Origin of the sequence: Vibrio sp. 10N.222.49.C9, assembly GCF_041474985.1 — a bacterium.
GTDB lineage: Bacteria > Pseudomonadota > Gammaproteobacteria > Enterobacterales > Vibrionaceae > Vibrio > Vibrio crassostreae_C.
The window spans coordinates 59,486-75,325 of the sequence record NZ_JBFRVD010000026.1 but is presented as its reverse complement, the minus strand read 5'-3'; the positions used below and the strand labels follow the sequence as shown (position 1 = coordinate 75,325).

Below are 15,840 nucleotides of genomic sequence, written 5' to 3'. Positions count from 1 at the left end.
GAGGCTGGCATTTTTTAAAATTGGGAAAGAATTACTCTTCGCCTTCATCATCTTCGTCTGGGTAGATAGCATCTTCACCTTCGTAGTAAGTGCCCCAACCGTCGTAGATAATGTCAAACTTCTCTGCAAGGTTTACAAGCTTCTCAACTTGCTCATCAATCGCTTCTGCATTCAGAGTACATTGCATCGTTGCATCACAACAAAGTAGCTTATTGCCATCTTCGTCTTCTGTCTCTTCAGCTTCAAGCACTTCAAAGCCCATTTTGAATGCTTCAACAACCGCTTTCTCAAGCACATCGAAATCTTCAGCAAATAGGTGATGCTCGATATCGTATAGAGCTTCAGGATCGCTACCATCTTCAATTAATGCTGTAATGATGTCGCGAGTCTCTTCCTTTTGAAATTCAATTAATTCCGCTACTGATAGATATTCATCTTCGTGAGACATGTGTCTGCTCCAGAGTGTTGACTATGAAAAGATCAAATTTGATTGTCACGAAATATGGCACGGATCGTCCAGAAAAGCCACCCAGATCAGGCCTAGAAAGGTAAGTTTATCGCGAGATCGCAGCGCCAATATCAATTCAAAAGTGAAATCAAAATCACATAAACAAATTTTCAACATTTTATTAACTGCGCCGTATTTTAGCATTTCGTTTTTGTGGCCACTTTAGGGCTTATTGAATAAAACTTGCGTGATTAGTCACGTTAGGTGCATACGCTAAACCGCTTTTGGGGTGCATAAATCCTCAGCTTGTTATCAAAAAGTGCATAATAGTGAATAAAAAATCACGATTAATAAGCAAAATTCAATTCTAACAAGCCACGAATTGAGCATAGATCCTCAAAAACGTTGTTCCGTTCGATAGCCAGTTAGTTGGAATTTAATCTGTATAAACTTAAAAATCACAGGTTTTATGACCAATTATTACCCAAATACCTTGTATTAACTCAATCTACAAAACTTGCATATTACGGACAAGCTTGTCATAAATAGACGCTGGATTAATAGTAAGGATGCAAAATGAGTAAGCTGTACGTTGGCTCCGAAGTCGGTCAATTGAGACGAGTTCTCCTAAATAGACCTGAAAGAGCACTCACCCACCTCACCCCTTCAAACTGTCATGATCTTCTATTTGATGATGTACTTGCCGTTGAAGCCGCTGGTGAAGAACATGATGCCTTTGCAGAAACGCTGCGCAGCCAAGACGTAGAAGTACTACTGCTGCATGACCTGCTAGTAGAAACGCTTGCCGTATCTCAGGCTCGTGAGTGGTTGCTGAATACTCAAATCTCAGATTTCCGTTATGGGCCGACTTTCGCCCGTGACTTAAGAAACTACCTTGCTCAAATGGATAATGAGCATCTAGCAACGATCTTACTCGGTGGCTTGGCCTACTCTGAGCTTCCTATCAAATCATCATCGATGCTGCCTAAAATGCATCGACCACTCGATTTCGTTATCGAGCCACTGCCTAACCACCTATTTACGCGAGATACTTCTTGCTGGGTTTACGGTGGTGTATCGCTTAACCCAATGATGAAGCCTGCACGTCAACGTGAAACGAACCACCTGCGTGCTATCTACCGCTGGCACCCAGTGTTCGCAGGCCAAGATTTCATTAAGTACTTTGGTGACGAAGACCTTCACTACGACAACGCTAACATTGAAGGCGGTGACGTACTGGTTATCGGTAAAGGTGCGGTACTGGTTGGTATTTCAGAGCGTACGAAACCACAAGGTGTCGAAAACCTAGCGGCTAGCCTATTTAGATCAGGCCAAGCGAGCGAAGTGATTGCGATCGATCTACCAAAACACCGCTCTTGTATGCACCTTGATACGGTGATGACACACATGGATATCGACACGTTCTCTGTCTATCCAGAGATCGTTCGTAAAGACCTCGACACTTGGCGCTTAACGCCAAAAGAAAACGGCGAAATGCGTGTCGAGAAAGCTGAAAACTACCTGTCAGCGATTGAAGGCGCACTAGGCCTTGATCAACTGAAGATCATCACTACCGGCGGTGATAACTACGAAGCTGAGCGTGAACAGTGGAATGACGCTAACAACGTACTGACAGTGAAACCTGGTACAGTGATTGGTTATGAGCGTAATGTTTACACCAATGAGAAATACGACAAAGCGGGTATCGAAGTTCTAACGATTCCTGGCAACGAGCTAGGCCGTGGTCGTGGCGGCGCGCGCTGTATGAGTTGCCCTATCGAAAGAGACGGTATCTAAGTCAAAGAGCTCAGTTAAACAGACTCAATAGTCTTATCTAGGCCAGTATTCATTTACTAGCCTTTTTTATCAAATTAATAAAATAAATATTCACAAATATAGCATTTTTATGTTTAACTAAGTTCTTCATTGATTCTATATACGCAAGGAGCGAGAGATGGCCTTTAATCTTCGCAATCGTAACTTTCTAAAACTTCTCGACTTTACTCCTAAAGAGATTCAGTTTTTACTCGACCTGTCTGCTGACCTAAAAAAAGCTAAGTATGCAGGCACTGAGCAGAAGAAACTCAACGGCAAAAACATTGCTTTGATCTTCGAGAAAGCATCAACTCGAACACGATGTGCGTTTGAAGTGGCCGCCTTTGATCAAGGTGCTCAAGTCTCTTACCTTGGCCCTTCTGGTTCTCAGATTGGTCAAAAAGAATCAATGAAAGATACGGCGCGTGTATTGGGACGCATGTACGATGGCATCGAGTATCGTGGCTTTGGTCAGAGTATCGTTGAAGACTTAGGCGCTTATGCGGGCGTGCCGGTTTGGAATGGCTTAACCGATGAGTTCCACCCTACTCAGATCTTGGCTGATTTCCTCACTATGCTTGAGCATGGCCGCGGGAAGCATCTACACCAAATCAGCTTTGCTTATCTAGGCGATGCACGCAATAACATGGGTAACTCTCTGTTAGTCGGAGCCGCGAAGATGGGCATGGATATTCGCCTTGTCGCGCCTAAAGCATTCTGGCCAGAAGAGCAGCTTGTTGAAGAGTGCCAAGCTATCGCGCAAAGCACAGGTGCCAACATCACGCTGACAGAAGACGTTGCTGAAGGTGTTCAAGGCTGTGATTTCCTTTATACCGATGTTTGGGTTTCAATGGGCGAGGCCCCTGAAGCTTGGGACGAACGTGTAGCGGTAATGAGACCATACCAAGTGAATATGGATGTCATTAAGCTCACTGGCAATCCTCAAGTGAAATTCATGCACTGCCTACCCGCTTTCCATAACAATGAAACCGTGATCGGCCAGCAAGTCGCAGATAAGTATGGAATGAACGGTTTAGAAGTTACTGATGAAGTCTTTGAATCGGATTACTCAATTGTGTTTGATGAAGCTGAGAATCGCATGCATACCATCAAAGCGGTAATGGTTGCGACACTGGGTCAATAGCGAATACTGAAAGTAAACAAAAGCGTGATGTAATCGCTTGCGCTCACAAATTGAAAGCGTATAATTCTCGGCAATTTGTCTGAGAGTAGTGAAAATGACGCCAAGCAATGTTGTGATAAAACATAATGATATTGTGAAAACACATAGTAATATTGTGAAAACACCAAATATTGCTCGTAAGCTAAGATGCTTACCAGGCCGTCTATTCTGCTTTTCAGCACTTTTTTAAAGCCTCCCATTATGGGGGGCTTTTTTATGGCCAATACATTATTGTGGGGAAGAAGATCATGGCGAACTCGCTCTATCAAAAGCACATCATCTCAATTCCAGAGCTTTCTCGTGAAGAGCTAGAATTAATTGTTCAAACGGCAGGTCAGCTAAAGGCTGAACCAAACCCAGAACTCATCAAGAACAAAGTTGTTGCCAGCTGCTTCTTCGAACCTTCTACACGAACTCGTCTCTCTTTTGAAACTGCGATTCAACGCATCGGTGGTGATGTGATTGGTTTCGACAGTGGTGGTAACACTTCTTTGGCAAAGAAAGGCGAAACGCTAGCGGACTCGGTACAGGTTATCTCTTCATACGTTGACGCTTACGTGATGCGTCACCCTCAAGAAGGCGCAGCGCGTCTGGCTTCTGAGTTCTCAAACGGTGTACCTGTTATTAACGCAGGTGACGGCGCAAACCAACACCCAACACAAACGTTACTAGACCTATTCTCTATCGCTGAGACACAAGGCCGCCTCGACAACCTAAACGTTGCATTCGTTGGTGACCTTAAGTACGGCCGTACGGTTCACTCATTGACTCAAGCACTAGCGAAGTTCGACAACATCTGTTTCTACTTCGTGGCTCCAGAAGCTCTAGCGATGCCAGACTACATTTGCGAAGAGCTTGATGAAGCGGGCATCAAGTACCAACTATTGACGGACATGGAAGATGTGATTCCTGAGCTCGATGTCTTGTACATGACTCGAGTTCAAAAAGAGCGCTTCGATGAGTCAGAATACGCGCACATAAAATCCGCATACATCCTGACCGCTTCGATGCTGGAAAATGCACGCGATAACCTGAAGGTTCTGCACCCTCTTCCTCGCGTTGATGAAATTACTGTCGATGTCGATAAAACACCTTACGCTTACTACTTCCAGCAAGCAGAGAATGGTGTTTACGCCCGTGAAGCATTGCTAGCCCTTGTTCTTAACGAAACGCTGTAGAGGAGAGATATCATGTCTAAAGAGACTCAATTAAAAGTTGAAGCAATCAGAAACGGTACTGTTATCGACCATATCCCAGCCAATATCGGGATCAAGGTGCTAAAACTGTTCGACATGCACAACTCTCATCAGCGCGTGACGATTGGCCTGAATCTACCGTCTTCTGCACTGGGCGGAAAAGACCTGCTCAAGATTGAGAATGTGTTTATCACAGAAGAACAGGCGAGCAAGCTGGCACTTTATGCGCCTCATGCAACAGTGAATCAAATCGAAGATTACGAAGTAGTTAAGAAGCTACCACTAGAACTTCCTGAGCAAATCAACGATGTGTTCGAGTGTCCAAATACTAACTGTATTACTCACAATGAACCGGTTGAAAGCAGCTTTAAGATCTTTGAAAAGAAAGAAGATATTCGATTGAAGTGTAAGTATTGCGAAAAAGTCTTCTCTCGCGAGATCGTGACAGAAAGATAACGTCAAACTGCAAAGAAGACCGAATGTAAAAACTATCAAATACCTCGCCTGTGCGGGGTATTTTGCGCTTTACCTATCCAAAGTTTGAAGGCACACTGAAAATTGATTTTTATCTAATAACTGATGGAATAAACCAATGACTAAAGTACTTCACACAGAATCTGCTCCAGCTGCAATCGGCCCATACGTACAAGGCGTTGACCTTGGCAACATGGTACTGACTTCTGGTCAAATCCCAGTAAATCCAGCAACTGGTGAAGTATCTGCTGATATCGCAGAGCAAGCTCGCCAATCTCTAGACAACGTTCAAGCGGTTGTTGAAGCTTCAGGCCTGACTGTAAAAGACATCGTAAAACTAACGGTATTCGTTAAAGACCTAAACGACTTCGGCACAGTAAACGAAGTTTACGGTAAATTCTTCGATGAGCACGGCGTTGCAAACTACCCTGCACGTTCATGTGTTGAAGTAGCTCGTCTGCCAAAAGATGTAGGTATCGAGATCGAAGCTATTGCGGTTCGCAAATAGGTTTTAATCTTTAGATTAAACACCTTCTAATAAACGACTTAGCGTAATACTGGGTGTTTATTAGATACAAAAAAAGGTTGCCCCGTTGGCAACCTTTTTTATTGTTCATCGTTTCGCTTAGATAATTACTTTTTATTAAGCTCAACCACTTCTTTGTCTAACTCTTCAAGTTTCGCAGCCATCTGCTCACGAGCTAGGTTAGCCAGTTCACGAACATTAGACTTGTCGTAGCCTTCAGTGCTGATTGGTGGCAGCATTTCAACAATCACGTGACCATTGTTCCAACGGTTTAGCTTCACGCCACCGGTTGAGCTACACACGATAGGGATGATAGGCAAGCCAGCACCAATCGCAGCATGGAATGCACCTGTTTTGAATGGCAGCAGACCACGGCCACGAGAACGAGTGCCTTCAGGGAACATCCAAACTGAAACATCGCTCTCTTTTAGACTCGTCACGACCTGATCAATCGTACCTACCGCTTTGCTACGGTTAGCACGGTCAATTAGGATGTTACCCGTCAACCAGTAAAGCTGACCAAATAGAGGCATCCACACTAGGCTTTTCTTACCAACAGTTACCACTTTTGGCGTTACCGCTGATGAAATCGTGAATAGATCCCAGCTGTTTTGGTGGTTCGCCACATAAACATGTTGGCCGCGAGAGTAGGCATCTTCTGGGATGCGAAGCTCTAACTTCATGCCGAAGATCTTCGACATGCGACCGAAATAACGGCCAAAGGTAAATACGTGTTTCGGGTTGCGTGGACTTAATAGGCAGTAACCACAACCAAATACAAACATAAGAATCGCAAATATCGCCACTGCGAAAATACGTAATATTGCTATCATTTTGTTCCTCACCGACCGCCAAGTTGATTCATCTATTCGCGCAAAAATGAGCAATAGATTTACTCGCGGTAAATACAACTATAAAAAAGCCGAAACCAAGGTTCCGACTTTTATGTTTTCATCTTACTGATTCATGAATCCACTAACCTAGGTTAGTTCGACTCACTAAATCGTGTAATGTTTGCGCCTAAGGCTGACAATTTATCTTCAATCTTATCGTAGCCACGATCGATGTGATAAATACGGTCAACGATGGTTTCACCTTGAGCAATACAGCCAGCAATAACAAGGCTCGCAGATGCGCGAAGGTCCGTTGCCATTACTTGAGCGCCGCTCAGTTTTTCCGTTTCACCACAGATAGCCGTGTTACCTTCGATTTCCGCTTTTGCACCCATTCGCTGTAACTCAGGAATGTGCATAAAACGGTTTTCAAAGATAGTCTCAGTGATAACACCACTGCCCTTCGCCATCATGTTAAGCAGAGTAAACTGTGCTTGCATGTCGGTTGGGAAACCAGGGTGAGGTGCCGTTACGATTTTCACCGCTTTCAGTTCACGACCCGTCATATCAAGACTGATCCAGTCTTCGCCCGTTTCAACCTTCGCACCCGCTTCTTCAAGCTTCGCTAAGGCAGCTTCAAGAAGATGAGCGTTGGTGTTGCGACAAACCACTTTACCGCCAGAAACAGCAGCAGCAACCAGGAAAGTACCTGTTTCAATACGGTCAGCAACCACAGAGTGTTGGCCACCACCAAGACGTTCAACGCCTTCGATAGTAATCGTATCTGTACCTGCGCCAGAAATTTTAGCACCCAGTTTGTTTAGGAAGTCAGCCGTATCAACAATCTCAGGCTCACGCGCTGAGTTATCGAGTACTGTTGTTCCTTCCGCTAGCGTTGCTGCACACATGATAGTAATGGTGGCACCCACACTTACTTTATCCATCACGATGTGCGCGCCTTTCAGACGGCCATCAACACTTGCTTTCACATAACCATCTTCCAACTTAATGGTCGCACCTAGTTGCTCTAGGCCGTGGATATGCAGATCAACAGGTCGAGCACCAATTGCACAACCGCCTGGAAGTGACACTTGGCCTTCACCAAAACGAGCGACTAGAGGACCTAAAGCCCAGATAGAAGCACGCATTGTTTTCACTAAATCGTAAGGCGCACAAAATTCATTAATTTCGCTGCCATCAACATGAACACTACCATTACGCGATACTTTTGCGCCTAAACGCTTAAGCAGTTCCATCGTAGTATCGATGTCACGTAGGTGAGGAACGTTACTTACTTCCACTGGCTCTTCAGCAAGAATTGAAGCAAATAAGATAGGTAGCGCTGCATTTTTTGCGCCTGAGATCGTCACTTCACCGCTTAGCGGCTTATCCGATCCAATAACTCGAAACTTTTCCATCATAAACCTTAAAGTGACATCAGTTTCTTATCACGTTCCCACTCTTCCGGCGTGAAAGCCTTAATAGAAAGAGCATGGATGTCATTGCGTTGAATGTATTCCATTAGTGGGCCGTAGATTAGTTGCTGCTTCTTAACTCGATTCATGCCGTCAAAACATGGATCAACCGCAACAACTTCGTAATGACTGCCTTCCCCTTTCACGAAAATTTCCTGAAGGTTCAGTGCTTCTGCTAATAATTCTTGTACTTTTGTGCTGTCCACAAATAGCTCCTGCCTAATTTTTTATGTGTTCTGCCATCATTGGCTGGATATTGCTCAATTGGAACAACGTTCGTAATTGTTCTGGCACGAAACTGAGCATTATATGACAGTTTTGATTTTTTGCATGCTCTAATAAGTGAATTAGCATCACCATTCCTGCTGAATCGACTCGATTTATATGGCTAAGGTCAATTTCAACGCTCGATTCCGTCGTTTGCCACTTTTCCAATATACGCCAGATTGCAGGGACACTGTCTCGGTCTAAATCACCGAACAGTTGATACTCTTTAGAGCTTAGTGCTTGCCATTGAGAATGGCTCATTATTTGTTACTCTCAAAACGAATCGGTTGTGCGGCTAATTTCTCTAGTTCGTCTGCAACTTGTAAGATGCCTTCTTGACGAATCTTAGTATTCCACTCCGATTGCTTGCTCGACAACAAGCTAATACCTTCGGCAACCATATCAAATGCTTTCCACTCGCCAGATTTCTTGTCTTTGCGAAGCTTAAATTCAAGCTTAATGTTTGGTCGCGGCGTATCGATGATGTCGACCTTGATACTGGTAATGCGGCTATCCGCTTTGATTTTTGGTTCTGGACCAAATTCAATCGTCTGATCTGTGTATTGAGTCAGCACTTGGGCATAAGAAGAAACAAGGTATTTACGGAATGAATCGATAAACACGCCCACGTCTTTTCTATCCGCGCCTTTCAAGTTTGGTCCAAGTAACTTAAGAGCTGCATATTGTGCATTCACATAAGGCATCAACTCTTCTTCCACGATGACCTTCAATAACTCTGGATCTTGGTGGATGTTGTCTTGTTCACTCTTCAAACGCTCAAATGCCACTTCGGCAACTTGAGTCATCATCTGGTAAGGCTGAGTACGGTCAATCGATTCTGCAGCAAAGGCTTGGGTAGAAATAAGCAACGCCATTGCCGCCATAAACATTGATTTCAAGTAACCAATAGCTTTTAAATAACTAATAGTTTTCAACATTATCTTATTCCTTAGCTTCGCTGTCATTAGAACCACCAACGCTATACAGCACTTGGCCAATCAAATCTTCTAGTACCAATGCTGACTTAGTGTCTTCAATTGAATCACCATCGACCAACATCTCTTCATCATCAAAAATGAAGCCTGGAACCAGACTAATGTACTGCTCACCAATTAAGCCAGATGTTAAAATTTGAGCACTAGAGGTATCTGGAAATTGTGAGTACTTCCCGTCAATAGACAGTTCAACGACAGGAAGGTAGCTCTCGGTATCAAGCTCAATGCTTTTAACTCGTCCAACAACGACGCCACCCACTTTCACTGGAGAACGAACTTTTAGGCTGCCAATGTTGTCAAAGGTCGCTTTTAGATTGTAAGTATGGTTCGAACCTATGCCTTTTACGTCAGCGACTTGAAAGATCATGATTAAGATTGCGCAAATTCCGGCAATAACAAAGGTGCCGACCCATAATTCTAATTTTCGAGTTTGTTGCATGATTAATTCCCAAACATCAATGCGGTAAGAACAAAATCTAGCCCTAGTACCGCTAGAGAAGAGTGCACTACAGTGCGTGTGGTTGCCTGACTGATACCTTCTGAAGTCGGTACTGCGTCATAACCATTGAAAAGTGCGATCCAAGTTACGGTGATAGCGAAGACCATACATTTGATCATGCTGTTACCAATATCTCGGCCAAGTTCTACTGAAGACTGCATCGCAGACCAGAAACTGCCGTGATCAATGCCTTTCCAATCAACACCAACCAGTTGACCGCCCCAAATACCTACCGCCATAAAAATCATAGCAAGCAATGGCATTGAGATAAGCCCGGCCCAAAGACGTGGTGCAATAATGCGTTTAAGAGGGTCAACGGCCATCATCTCAAGGCTTGAGATCTGCTCTGTTGCCTTCATTAACCCAATCTCTGCCGTGAGTGCTGAACCGGCTCGACCTGCAAATAATAACGCAGTCACCACAGGCCCCAACTCACGCAACAGTGAAAGCGCGACCATTTGACCAAGGTTTCCCTCAGCGCCGTAGTCAATTAACACGACATAGCCCTGCAGGCTGAGCACCATGCCGATAAACAGACCCGAAACTAAAATAATAGCCAATGACTGAACGCCAACGCTATAAAGTTGTTTTACTAATAAGGGGAAGTTTTTTAGTCGCGGGATGCCAAACAAAGCCCCAAATAACATCAGGCTTGCTCGACCAAATGACTCACAGCTCGCAAGTGTACGCTTACCGACACCCGCAATAGTTTTAACAATCATATTAAAACAAATCCTTTTCTAAGCTCTTCGCAGGGAATCTAAATGGTACTGGACCATCGGCTTCGCCTTGCAAAAATTGCTGCACTCTCGGATCGCTATTGTTGTACAACTCATCAGGTGTTCCAGCGGCAATAATCTTGCTATCTGCCATGAGGTAAACCCAATCAGCAATACTCATCACCTCTGGCACATCGTGAGAAACAACAATCGAGGTTAAGCCCAAGGCTTGATTGAGATTTCGTATCAATTCAACCAATACGCCCATGGTGATGGGATCTTGGCCAACAAACGGCTCATCGTACATGATAAGTTCTGGATCCAGTGCGATTGCGCGCGCCAGTGCGGCACGCCTAGCCATTCCGCCAGACAACTCACTCGGCATCAATTGCGCAGCACCACGTAATCCTACCGCTTCAAGCTTAAGTAATACGATGGTACGAATGAATTTTTCATTAAGTTCAGTGTGCTCTCGCAGCGGAAACGCCACATTATCAAAGACATTGAGATCCGTAAAAAGCGCACCCGATTGGAATAGCATGCTCATTTTCTTACGTGCTTGATATAGCTTTCGACGTGATAATGCAGGGATATTGTCACCATCAAACCAAACTTCGCCTTCATCTGGCGGCAGTTGCCCACCGATCAAACGCAGTAAAGTCGTTTTGCCGATCCCAGACGGCCCCATGATGGCGGTTATCTTGCCTTGAGGCACCTCTAAACTGATGTCATCAAAGATAACGCGGTCACCGCGTGAGAAGCTGAGGTTCTTAACTTTCACAAGCTCAGTGTTCAACATATTTTTGTTGTTTCCTTGCTTTAAAAAACGCCAATTATGGCTGCAATAATAATGAGTCTACTTTAGAATTAAAAGCACTGTTCAATTAATTCATATTAAACAGGAATCTATGCAGGGATTTGAAAGCATTAGGAAATTATCTATTGATCTCTCTTTCTTGCCTGCTAACTGGTAATTAATTTGCCGAGTGACTTCCCTTTTATCTAGCAACAGGTCAAAATTAGCGGTTACTTCTCCGTTTTTATTATTTTTTTAGGAACCATTATGCTTCTTGAAGCGATTGCTTTTCTCGTTATCGGCCTAGGTTTTTTGGTGTGGAGTGCAGATAAGCTAGTTTACGGCGCTGCGGCTCTTGCTCGCAATGTCGGTATCTCACCATTAGTTATCGGCATGACGATTCTTGCAATGGGATCTTCGGCTCCTGAAATGATGGTTTCTGCAACTGCCGCCCTAGATGGCAAAACAGATACGGCTGTCGGTAATGTTTTAGGCTCGAACATCGCCAACATCGCACTGATTTTAGGCATTACAGCGCTTATTAAGCCGCTCTCTATCAGTTCTGGTATCATTCGCCGTGAACTTCCATTAATGATAGGTGTTACCGTATTAGCAGGCGCACTGCTTTGGGACAACCATTTAGGCTTTTATGAAGGCGTGTTGTTGTTTGTTCTTTTTGCCGCTTTCTTATTTGCCATGTTACAAATCAGTCGCAATGAAAAAAAGAATGGCGACGCCTTTCTTGAAGAGCAAGAGTCAGAGATCCCTGAAGGTGTCAGTAACCCTAAAGCTGTAATGTGGGTGATCATTGGCCTAATCGTTCTGCCTTTGTCGGCGAATATGCTGGTGGATAACGCGGTTGTTATCGCAAAATACTTTGGTATGAGTGATCTTGTCATTGGTTTAACCATCATTGCGGTTGGTACCAGCCTACCTGAACTTGCAGCATCACTTGCCGGTGTGATGAAGGGTGAAGATGATATGGCTGTAGGTAATATCATTGGTTCAAACGTATTCAACATCCTTGCTGTTATGGGTATCCCGGGCATCCTAAACCCTTCGATCTTGAGCGAGTTCGCTATGGGTCGTGACTTCTGGGTAATGCTAGGCGTATCGCTACTACTTGTTGTGATGGCACTAGGAAAATCTCGTAGTGTGAATCGTATTGAAGGCGGCGTGTTAATTGTGACGTTCGTGGCCTACCAAAGTTACCTATTAATGAACATGTCGGCTTAATTGTTGATTTAACTTCCCGTACTTGGAGTATTTGATGTCTCAGCCATTTGATTACCGCAGCGTTGCAAAACAAGTTTTGGAAACCGAAGTTGCAGGTCTCACTCAATTAGACCAATATTTTAATGATGATTTTTGTAAAGCTTGCGACCTTATCCTGAACAACAAAGGCAAAGTCGTTGTGATGGGCATGGGTAAATCAGGCCACATTGGCAACAAAATCGCAGCAACATTGGCAAGTACCGGGACATCGGCTTTCTTTGTTCACCCAGGCGAAGCGGCGCATGGCGACTTAGGCATGATCGAACCTGGTGATATTGTGATTGCAATATCCAACTCCGGCGAATCGGGAGAAATCCTCAGCCTATTTCCTGTGTTAAAGCGTCTGAGCATCAAGATCATCAGCATGACAGGCAAGCCAGCATCAAACATGGCAACCCTGTCTGATATCCATTTACAAATTTCAGTACCGGAAGAAGCTTGTCCGCTGGGCTTAGCACCAACAACAAGCACCACGGCGACTTTGGTCATGGGTGATGCATTAGCCGTTGCACTTTTGCAGGCTCGAGGCTTCACCGCTCAAGACTTTGCCCTGTCTCATCCTGGTGGCGCTTTAGGTCGTCAGCTGCTGTTGAAGATCGACGACATCATGCACACAGGCGATTCACTTCCTGTTGTAGCACCCGACGCACTAGTAAGAGACGCTCTACTAGAGATATCTCAGAAAGGCTTAGGCATGACAGCAATCGTTGGTGAAGATGGCCAAATGGCCGGTATTTTTACCGATGGTGATTTACGCCGTATCTTAGACAAACGCGTTGATATCCATAACACGCAGATCGGTGATGTGATGACGCTAAACCCGACGGTAGCCGAGCCAAACATGCTCGCGGTTGAGGGCTTAAACTTGATGCAAGCGAAGAGCATCAATGGCCTGATGTTATGCCAAGAAGGTAAATTAGTCGGAGCGTTAAACATGCATGACTTACTGAAAGCAGGAGTAATGTAATGACACAGACAGTCGAAACTCTATACGGCACTGTTAATTCAGATGTATTTGCAATTGCAAAAGAGATCAAACTGCTGATTTGCGATGTCGATGGTGTCTTCTCTGATGGTCGCATCTACATGGGCAACAACGGTGAAGAGCTGAAAACCTTCCACACTCGTGACGGTTACGGTATCAAATCACTGATGAACGCAGGCATTGAAATCGCGATCATCACGGGTCGCAAATCTCAAATTGTTGAGAATCGTATGACCGCTCTAGGCATTAAGCTGATTTATCAAGGTCAAGACGATAAAGTTAAGGCATACCAAGATATTTGCGATAAGCTTTCTGTAAACCCTGAAAATACAGGTTACATCGGAGACGATCTGATTGACTGGCCTGTAATGGAAAAAGTTGGCTTGAAGGTCTGTGTGGCAGATGGGCACCCGCTACTTGCAAAGCGTGCAAACTACGTGACAACCATTAACGGTGGTCATGGCGCGGTACGTGAAGTCTGTGACCTTATTTTACAAGCAAGAAATGAACTCGACGTGCATAAAGGTTTAAGCATATGAGTTTTACTCGTATTATCTATTTAATACTCATATTTATTGCCTCTTGGTCGACCTATTACTTGTACGACAAAGAGCAAACATCAACGATACAAGTGGCTCCAAATTTGGAGCTGCCCGCGTTTAGTGGCAAAAGCCTGAACAACATTAGCTACGACGAAAGCGGTATTCGCAGCTATCAGGTTGAATCGACGTATTTAGAACACTACTCAGTAGTTGGCGATACGCACTTTCAAAACCCAGTTCTTTCGGTATTCCGTGAAGGGCACACGATTGAATGGCAAGTCACCGCTGATCGCGCGATTATGGATGAGAATCAAGTTGTCACGTTTTATGACAACGTCGTGGCAAAGAACCTGTTGCCAGAAGCCAGCTTCGATACAATGACCACAGATAAAATGGTTGTTGAGCTGCCTAGCCGAGATTTTTATTCAGAGACTCCGGTCCATATGATCGGTACATTTTTTGAAACTGAGGGACAAGCAATGAAAGGTAACTTCGGTACCAACAATGCAATCCTCTTTAATTCTGTTCAAGGTAGATATGAAACTCTTACACCTTAGTTTATTCGCTTTGACCCTTGCGGCACCTAATGTCTATGCTCTGTCTTCGGATAGTGAGCAACCTGTCTACATTGACTCAGACAGCCAGCAATTGGATATGAAAAGTAACCAAGTGACTTTCCTTGGTGATGTGAACCTTAAACAAGGCAGCATCAATATCAATGCCGATAAGGTTATTGTTACTCGTAACGCCGTAAACGGTGAGATTGAAGAAATTCAAGGCTTCGGTAAGCCAGCAACCTTCTCTCAGCTTACTGACGACGGTAAGACACTCTACGGTGAAGCTGACGACCTGCACTACCAGCTTGTTGCCGACCGACTGATCATGACTAAGAATGCGATGTTATCTCAAGATGGCAGCATCATTCGCGGTTCTAAGATCACTTACCAGATCGGTTCTCAGAAATTAGTCGCTGACAGTGGTGAAAACAAACGAGTGTCAACGGTTTTACAACCAACGGAAGTGAATAAGTAACGATGGCTGTTCTTAAAGCAAAAAACCTAGCGAAAACCTACAGTAAACGTAAGGTTGTTACCGATGTAAGCTTACAGGTAGAGTCAGGCCAGATCGTCGGTCTGCTTGGGCCTAACGGTGCAGGTAAAACCACATCTTTCTATATGATTGTTGGTTTGGTGGCGCGTGATGAAGGTACCATCAGCATTGATGACCGAGACATCAGTATCTTACCAATGCACAGCCGCTCTCGTCTTGGTATCGGTTACCTGCCTCAAGAAGCATCGATTTTCCGTAAGTTGTCCGTAGAGAACAACATCATGGCGGTTTTACAAACCCGTGATGAAATGACCAACGAACAACGCCAAGATAAGCTGGAAGACCTGCTAGAAGAGTTCCACATCCAACATATCCGCACCAGCAATGGTATGGCTCTGTCGGGTGGTGAGCGTCGTCGTGTAGAGATTGCTCGTGCACTAGCAGCAAACCCGCAGTTCATTCTATTGGATGAACCATTCGCCGGTGTTGACCCGATCTCAGTAATCGATATCAAAAAAATCATTGTTCACCTGCGTGATCGCGGCTTGGGCGTTTTGATTACCGACCACAACGTTCGTGAAACATTAGACGTGTGTGAAAAAGCTTACATCGTAAGCCAAGGACACCTGATCGCTGAGGGTACTCCTGAAGATGTTCTCAATAACGAACAAGTTAAACAAGTTTATCTAGGCGAACAATTCCGTCTATGATTATATAGAGAGTATCGAGAGTTCTAAGAATAATAACTAGGTAAGTCACACT

20 protein-coding genes are annotated in these 15,840 nt (G+C 44.5%); 11 read left to right on the top strand and 9 right to left on the bottom strand.

Annotated features, from left to right (window positions below; all coding sequences use genetic code 11):
* Positions 1-31 precede the first annotated feature (31 nt).
* Complete coding sequence (rraB, locus tag AB4585_RS12360) at positions 32-448, bottom strand: ribonuclease E inhibitor RraB (protein WP_017058930.1); 417 nt, start codon at positions 446-448, stop codon at positions 32-34.
* A gap of 576 nt (positions 449-1,024) precedes the next feature.
* Here rraB and arcA point away from each other — a divergent pair.
* From arcA to AB4585_RS12335, 5 genes are all read left to right on the top strand, one after another.
* The gene (gene arcA, locus AB4585_RS12355; protein WP_017069412.1) at positions 1,025-2,245 is read left to right on the top strand and encodes an arginine deiminase; all 1,221 of its coding nucleotides are present in this window, start codon (positions 1,025-1,027) and stop codon (positions 2,243-2,245) included.
* A gap of 157 nt (positions 2,246-2,402) precedes the next feature.
* Positions 2,403-3,407, top strand: a complete 1,005-nt coding sequence (locus AB4585_RS12350) for an ornithine carbamoyltransferase (RefSeq protein ID WP_017058928.1) — start codon at positions 2,403-2,405, stop codon at positions 3,405-3,407.
* Between the two features lie 287 nt (positions 3,408-3,694).
* Positions 3,695-4,624, top strand: a complete 930-nt coding sequence (gene pyrB / locus AB4585_RS12345) for an aspartate carbamoyltransferase (protein WP_012604860.1) — start codon at positions 3,695-3,697, stop codon at positions 4,622-4,624.
* Between the two features lie 12 nt (positions 4,625-4,636).
* Positions 4,637-5,098, top strand: a complete 462-nt coding sequence (gene pyrI, locus AB4585_RS12340; protein WP_017058927.1) for an aspartate carbamoyltransferase regulatory subunit — start codon at positions 4,637-4,639, stop codon at positions 5,096-5,098.
* A gap of 136 nt (positions 5,099-5,234) precedes the next feature.
* On the top strand, positions 5,235-5,624 hold the full coding sequence (locus tag AB4585_RS12335) for a RidA family protein (protein WP_004735319.1): 390 nt from the start codon (positions 5,235-5,237) through the stop codon (positions 5,622-5,624).
* A gap of 125 nt (positions 5,625-5,749) precedes the next feature.
* Here AB4585_RS12335 and AB4585_RS12330 read toward each other — a convergent pair whose 3' ends face one another.
* From AB4585_RS12330 to mlaF, 8 genes are all read right to left on the bottom strand, one after another.
* On the bottom strand, positions 5,750-6,475 hold the full coding sequence (locus AB4585_RS12330) for a 1-acylglycerol-3-phosphate O-acyltransferase (protein WP_017058926.1): 726 nt from the start codon (positions 6,473-6,475) through the stop codon (positions 5,750-5,752).
* A 152-nt stretch (positions 6,476-6,627) separates the two neighbouring features.
* Positions 6,628-7,893, bottom strand: coding sequence for a UDP-N-acetylglucosamine 1-carboxyvinyltransferase (gene murA, locus AB4585_RS12325; protein WP_017058925.1), 1,266 nt, complete (start codon positions 7,891-7,893; stop codon positions 6,628-6,630).
* Positions 7,894-7,901: 8 nt separating this feature from the next.
* On the bottom strand, positions 7,902-8,156 hold the full coding sequence (gene ibaG, locus AB4585_RS12320; protein WP_017058924.1) for a BolA family iron metabolism protein IbaG: 255 nt from the start codon (positions 8,154-8,156) through the stop codon (positions 7,902-7,904).
* A 13-nt stretch (positions 8,157-8,169) separates the two neighbouring features.
* A complete protein-coding gene (locus AB4585_RS12315; protein ID WP_017058923.1) occupies positions 8,170-8,478 on the bottom strand; it encodes a lipid asymmetry maintenance protein MlaB in 309 nt (102 codons plus the stop codon).
* Positions 8,478-9,107 carry a phospholipid-binding protein MlaC gene (locus AB4585_RS12310; RefSeq protein WP_120459707.1) on the bottom strand — a complete coding sequence of 210 codons (630 nt, stop codon included), beginning with the start codon at positions 9,105-9,107 and terminating at the stop codon, positions 8,478-8,480. The genes AB4585_RS12315 and AB4585_RS12310 overlap by 1 nt, the downstream gene beginning before the upstream one ends.
* A 52-nt stretch (positions 9,108-9,159) precedes the next feature.
* Positions 9,160-9,651 (bottom strand): outer membrane lipid asymmetry maintenance protein MlaD, encoded by a 492-nt coding sequence (mlaD, locus tag AB4585_RS12305; RefSeq protein WP_017058921.1) that lies wholly within the window; start codon positions 9,649-9,651, stop codon positions 9,160-9,162.
* Positions 9,652-9,653: 2 nt separating this feature from the next.
* On the bottom strand, positions 9,654-10,433 hold the full coding sequence (gene mlaE / locus AB4585_RS12300) for a lipid asymmetry maintenance ABC transporter permease subunit MlaE (RefSeq protein WP_017058920.1): 780 nt from the start codon (positions 10,431-10,433) through the stop codon (positions 9,654-9,656).
* A gap of 1 nt (position 10,434) precedes the next feature.
* Positions 10,435-11,229: a phospholipid ABC transporter ATP-binding protein MlaF gene (gene mlaF, locus AB4585_RS12295; RefSeq protein WP_017058919.1), complete on the bottom strand. Its 795-nt coding sequence runs from the start codon at positions 11,227-11,229 to the stop codon at positions 10,435-10,437.
* Between the two features lie 264 nt (positions 11,230-11,493).
* Here mlaF and AB4585_RS12290 point away from each other — a divergent pair, with 264 nt between their 5' ends.
* The 6 genes from AB4585_RS12290 to lptB are packed head-to-tail and all read left to right on the top strand — an operon-like array spanning position 11,494 to position 15,788.
* On the top strand, positions 11,494-12,462 hold the full coding sequence (locus AB4585_RS12290) for a calcium/sodium antiporter (protein WP_017058918.1): 969 nt from the start codon (positions 11,494-11,496) through the stop codon (positions 12,460-12,462).
* Positions 12,463-12,496: 34 nt separating this feature from the next.
* The gene (kdsD, locus tag AB4585_RS12285) at positions 12,497-13,468 is read left to right on the top strand and encodes an arabinose-5-phosphate isomerase KdsD (RefSeq protein WP_372169914.1); all 972 of its coding nucleotides are present in this window, start codon (positions 12,497-12,499) and stop codon (positions 13,466-13,468) included.
* Complete coding sequence (gene kdsC, locus AB4585_RS12280; RefSeq protein ID WP_017058916.1) at positions 13,468-14,025, top strand: 3-deoxy-manno-octulosonate-8-phosphatase KdsC; 558 nt, start codon at positions 13,468-13,470, stop codon at positions 14,023-14,025. The genes kdsD and kdsC overlap by 1 nt, the downstream gene beginning before the upstream one ends.
* Positions 14,022-14,585, top strand: coding sequence for an LPS export ABC transporter periplasmic protein LptC (lptC, locus tag AB4585_RS12275; protein WP_017058915.1), 564 nt, complete (start codon positions 14,022-14,024; stop codon positions 14,583-14,585). Before kdsC ends, lptC begins: the two co-directional genes overlap by 4 nt.
* Positions 14,566-15,060: a lipopolysaccharide transport periplasmic protein LptA gene (gene lptA / locus AB4585_RS12270; protein ID WP_017058914.1), complete on the top strand. Its 495-nt coding sequence runs from the start codon at positions 14,566-14,568 to the stop codon at positions 15,058-15,060. Before lptC ends, lptA begins: the two co-directional genes overlap by 20 nt.
* Before the next feature lie 2 nt (positions 15,061-15,062).
* Complete coding sequence (gene lptB, locus AB4585_RS12265; protein ID WP_004735304.1) at positions 15,063-15,788, top strand: LPS export ABC transporter ATP-binding protein; 726 nt, start codon at positions 15,063-15,065, stop codon at positions 15,786-15,788.
* Positions 15,789-15,840: the final 52 nt, after the last annotated feature.

Bases quoted from the DNA above. Each gene is read 5' to 3' on its own strand.
- kdsC (WP_017058916.1), top strand. From the start codon at position 13,468: ATGACACAGACAGTCGAAACTCTATACGGCACTGTTAATTCAGATGTA.
- pyrI (WP_017058927.1), top strand. From the start codon at position 4,637: ATGTCTAAAGAGACTCAATTAAAAGTTGAAGCAATCAGAAACGGTACT.
- AB4585_RS12310 (WP_120459707.1), bottom strand. From the start codon at position 9,107: ATGTTTATGGCGGCAATGGCGTTGCTTATTTCTACCCAAGCCTTTGCT.
- kdsD (WP_372169914.1), top strand. From the start codon at position 12,497: ATGTCTCAGCCATTTGATTACCGCAGCGTTGCAAAACAAGTTTTGGAA.
- AB4585_RS12350 (WP_017058928.1), top strand. From the start codon at position 2,403: ATGGCCTTTAATCTTCGCAATCGTAACTTTCTAAAACTTCTCGACTTT.
- lptB (WP_004735304.1), top strand. From the start codon at position 15,063: ATGGCTGTTCTTAAAGCAAAAAACCTAGCGAAAACCTACAGTAAACGT.
- mlaF (WP_017058919.1), bottom strand. From the start codon at position 11,229: ATGTTGAACACTGAGCTTGTGAAAGTTAAGAACCTCAGCTTCTCACGC.
- mlaD (WP_017058921.1), bottom strand. From the start codon at position 9,651: ATGCAACAAACTCGAAAATTAGAATTATGGGTCGGCACCTTTGTTATT.
- rraB (WP_017058930.1), bottom strand. From the start codon at position 448: ATGTCTCACGAAGATGAATATCTATCAGTAGCGGAATTAATTGAATTT.
- lptC (WP_017058915.1), top strand. From the start codon at position 14,022: ATGAGTTTTACTCGTATTATCTATTTAATACTCATATTTATTGCCTCT.
- AB4585_RS12315 (WP_017058923.1), bottom strand. From the start codon at position 8,478: ATGAGCCATTCTCAATGGCAAGCACTAAGCTCTAAAGAGTATCAACTG.
- lptA (WP_017058914.1), top strand. From the start codon at position 14,566: ATGAAACTCTTACACCTTAGTTTATTCGCTTTGACCCTTGCGGCACCT.
- AB4585_RS12290 (WP_017058918.1), top strand. From the start codon at position 11,494: ATGCTTCTTGAAGCGATTGCTTTTCTCGTTATCGGCCTAGGTTTTTTG.
- murA (WP_017058925.1), bottom strand. From the start codon at position 7,893: ATGGAAAAGTTTCGAGTTATTGGATCGGATAAGCCGCTAAGCGGTGAA.
- mlaE (WP_017058920.1), bottom strand. From the start codon at position 10,433: ATGATTGTTAAAACTATTGCGGGTGTCGGTAAGCGTACACTTGCGAGC.
- AB4585_RS12335 (WP_004735319.1), top strand. From the start codon at position 5,235: ATGACTAAAGTACTTCACACAGAATCTGCTCCAGCTGCAATCGGCCCA.
- AB4585_RS12330 (WP_017058926.1), bottom strand. From the start codon at position 6,475: ATGATAGCAATATTACGTATTTTCGCAGTGGCGATATTTGCGATTCTT.
- arcA (WP_017069412.1), top strand. From the start codon at position 1,025: ATGAGTAAGCTGTACGTTGGCTCCGAAGTCGGTCAATTGAGACGAGTT.
- pyrB (WP_012604860.1), top strand. From the start codon at position 3,695: ATGGCGAACTCGCTCTATCAAAAGCACATCATCTCAATTCCAGAGCTT.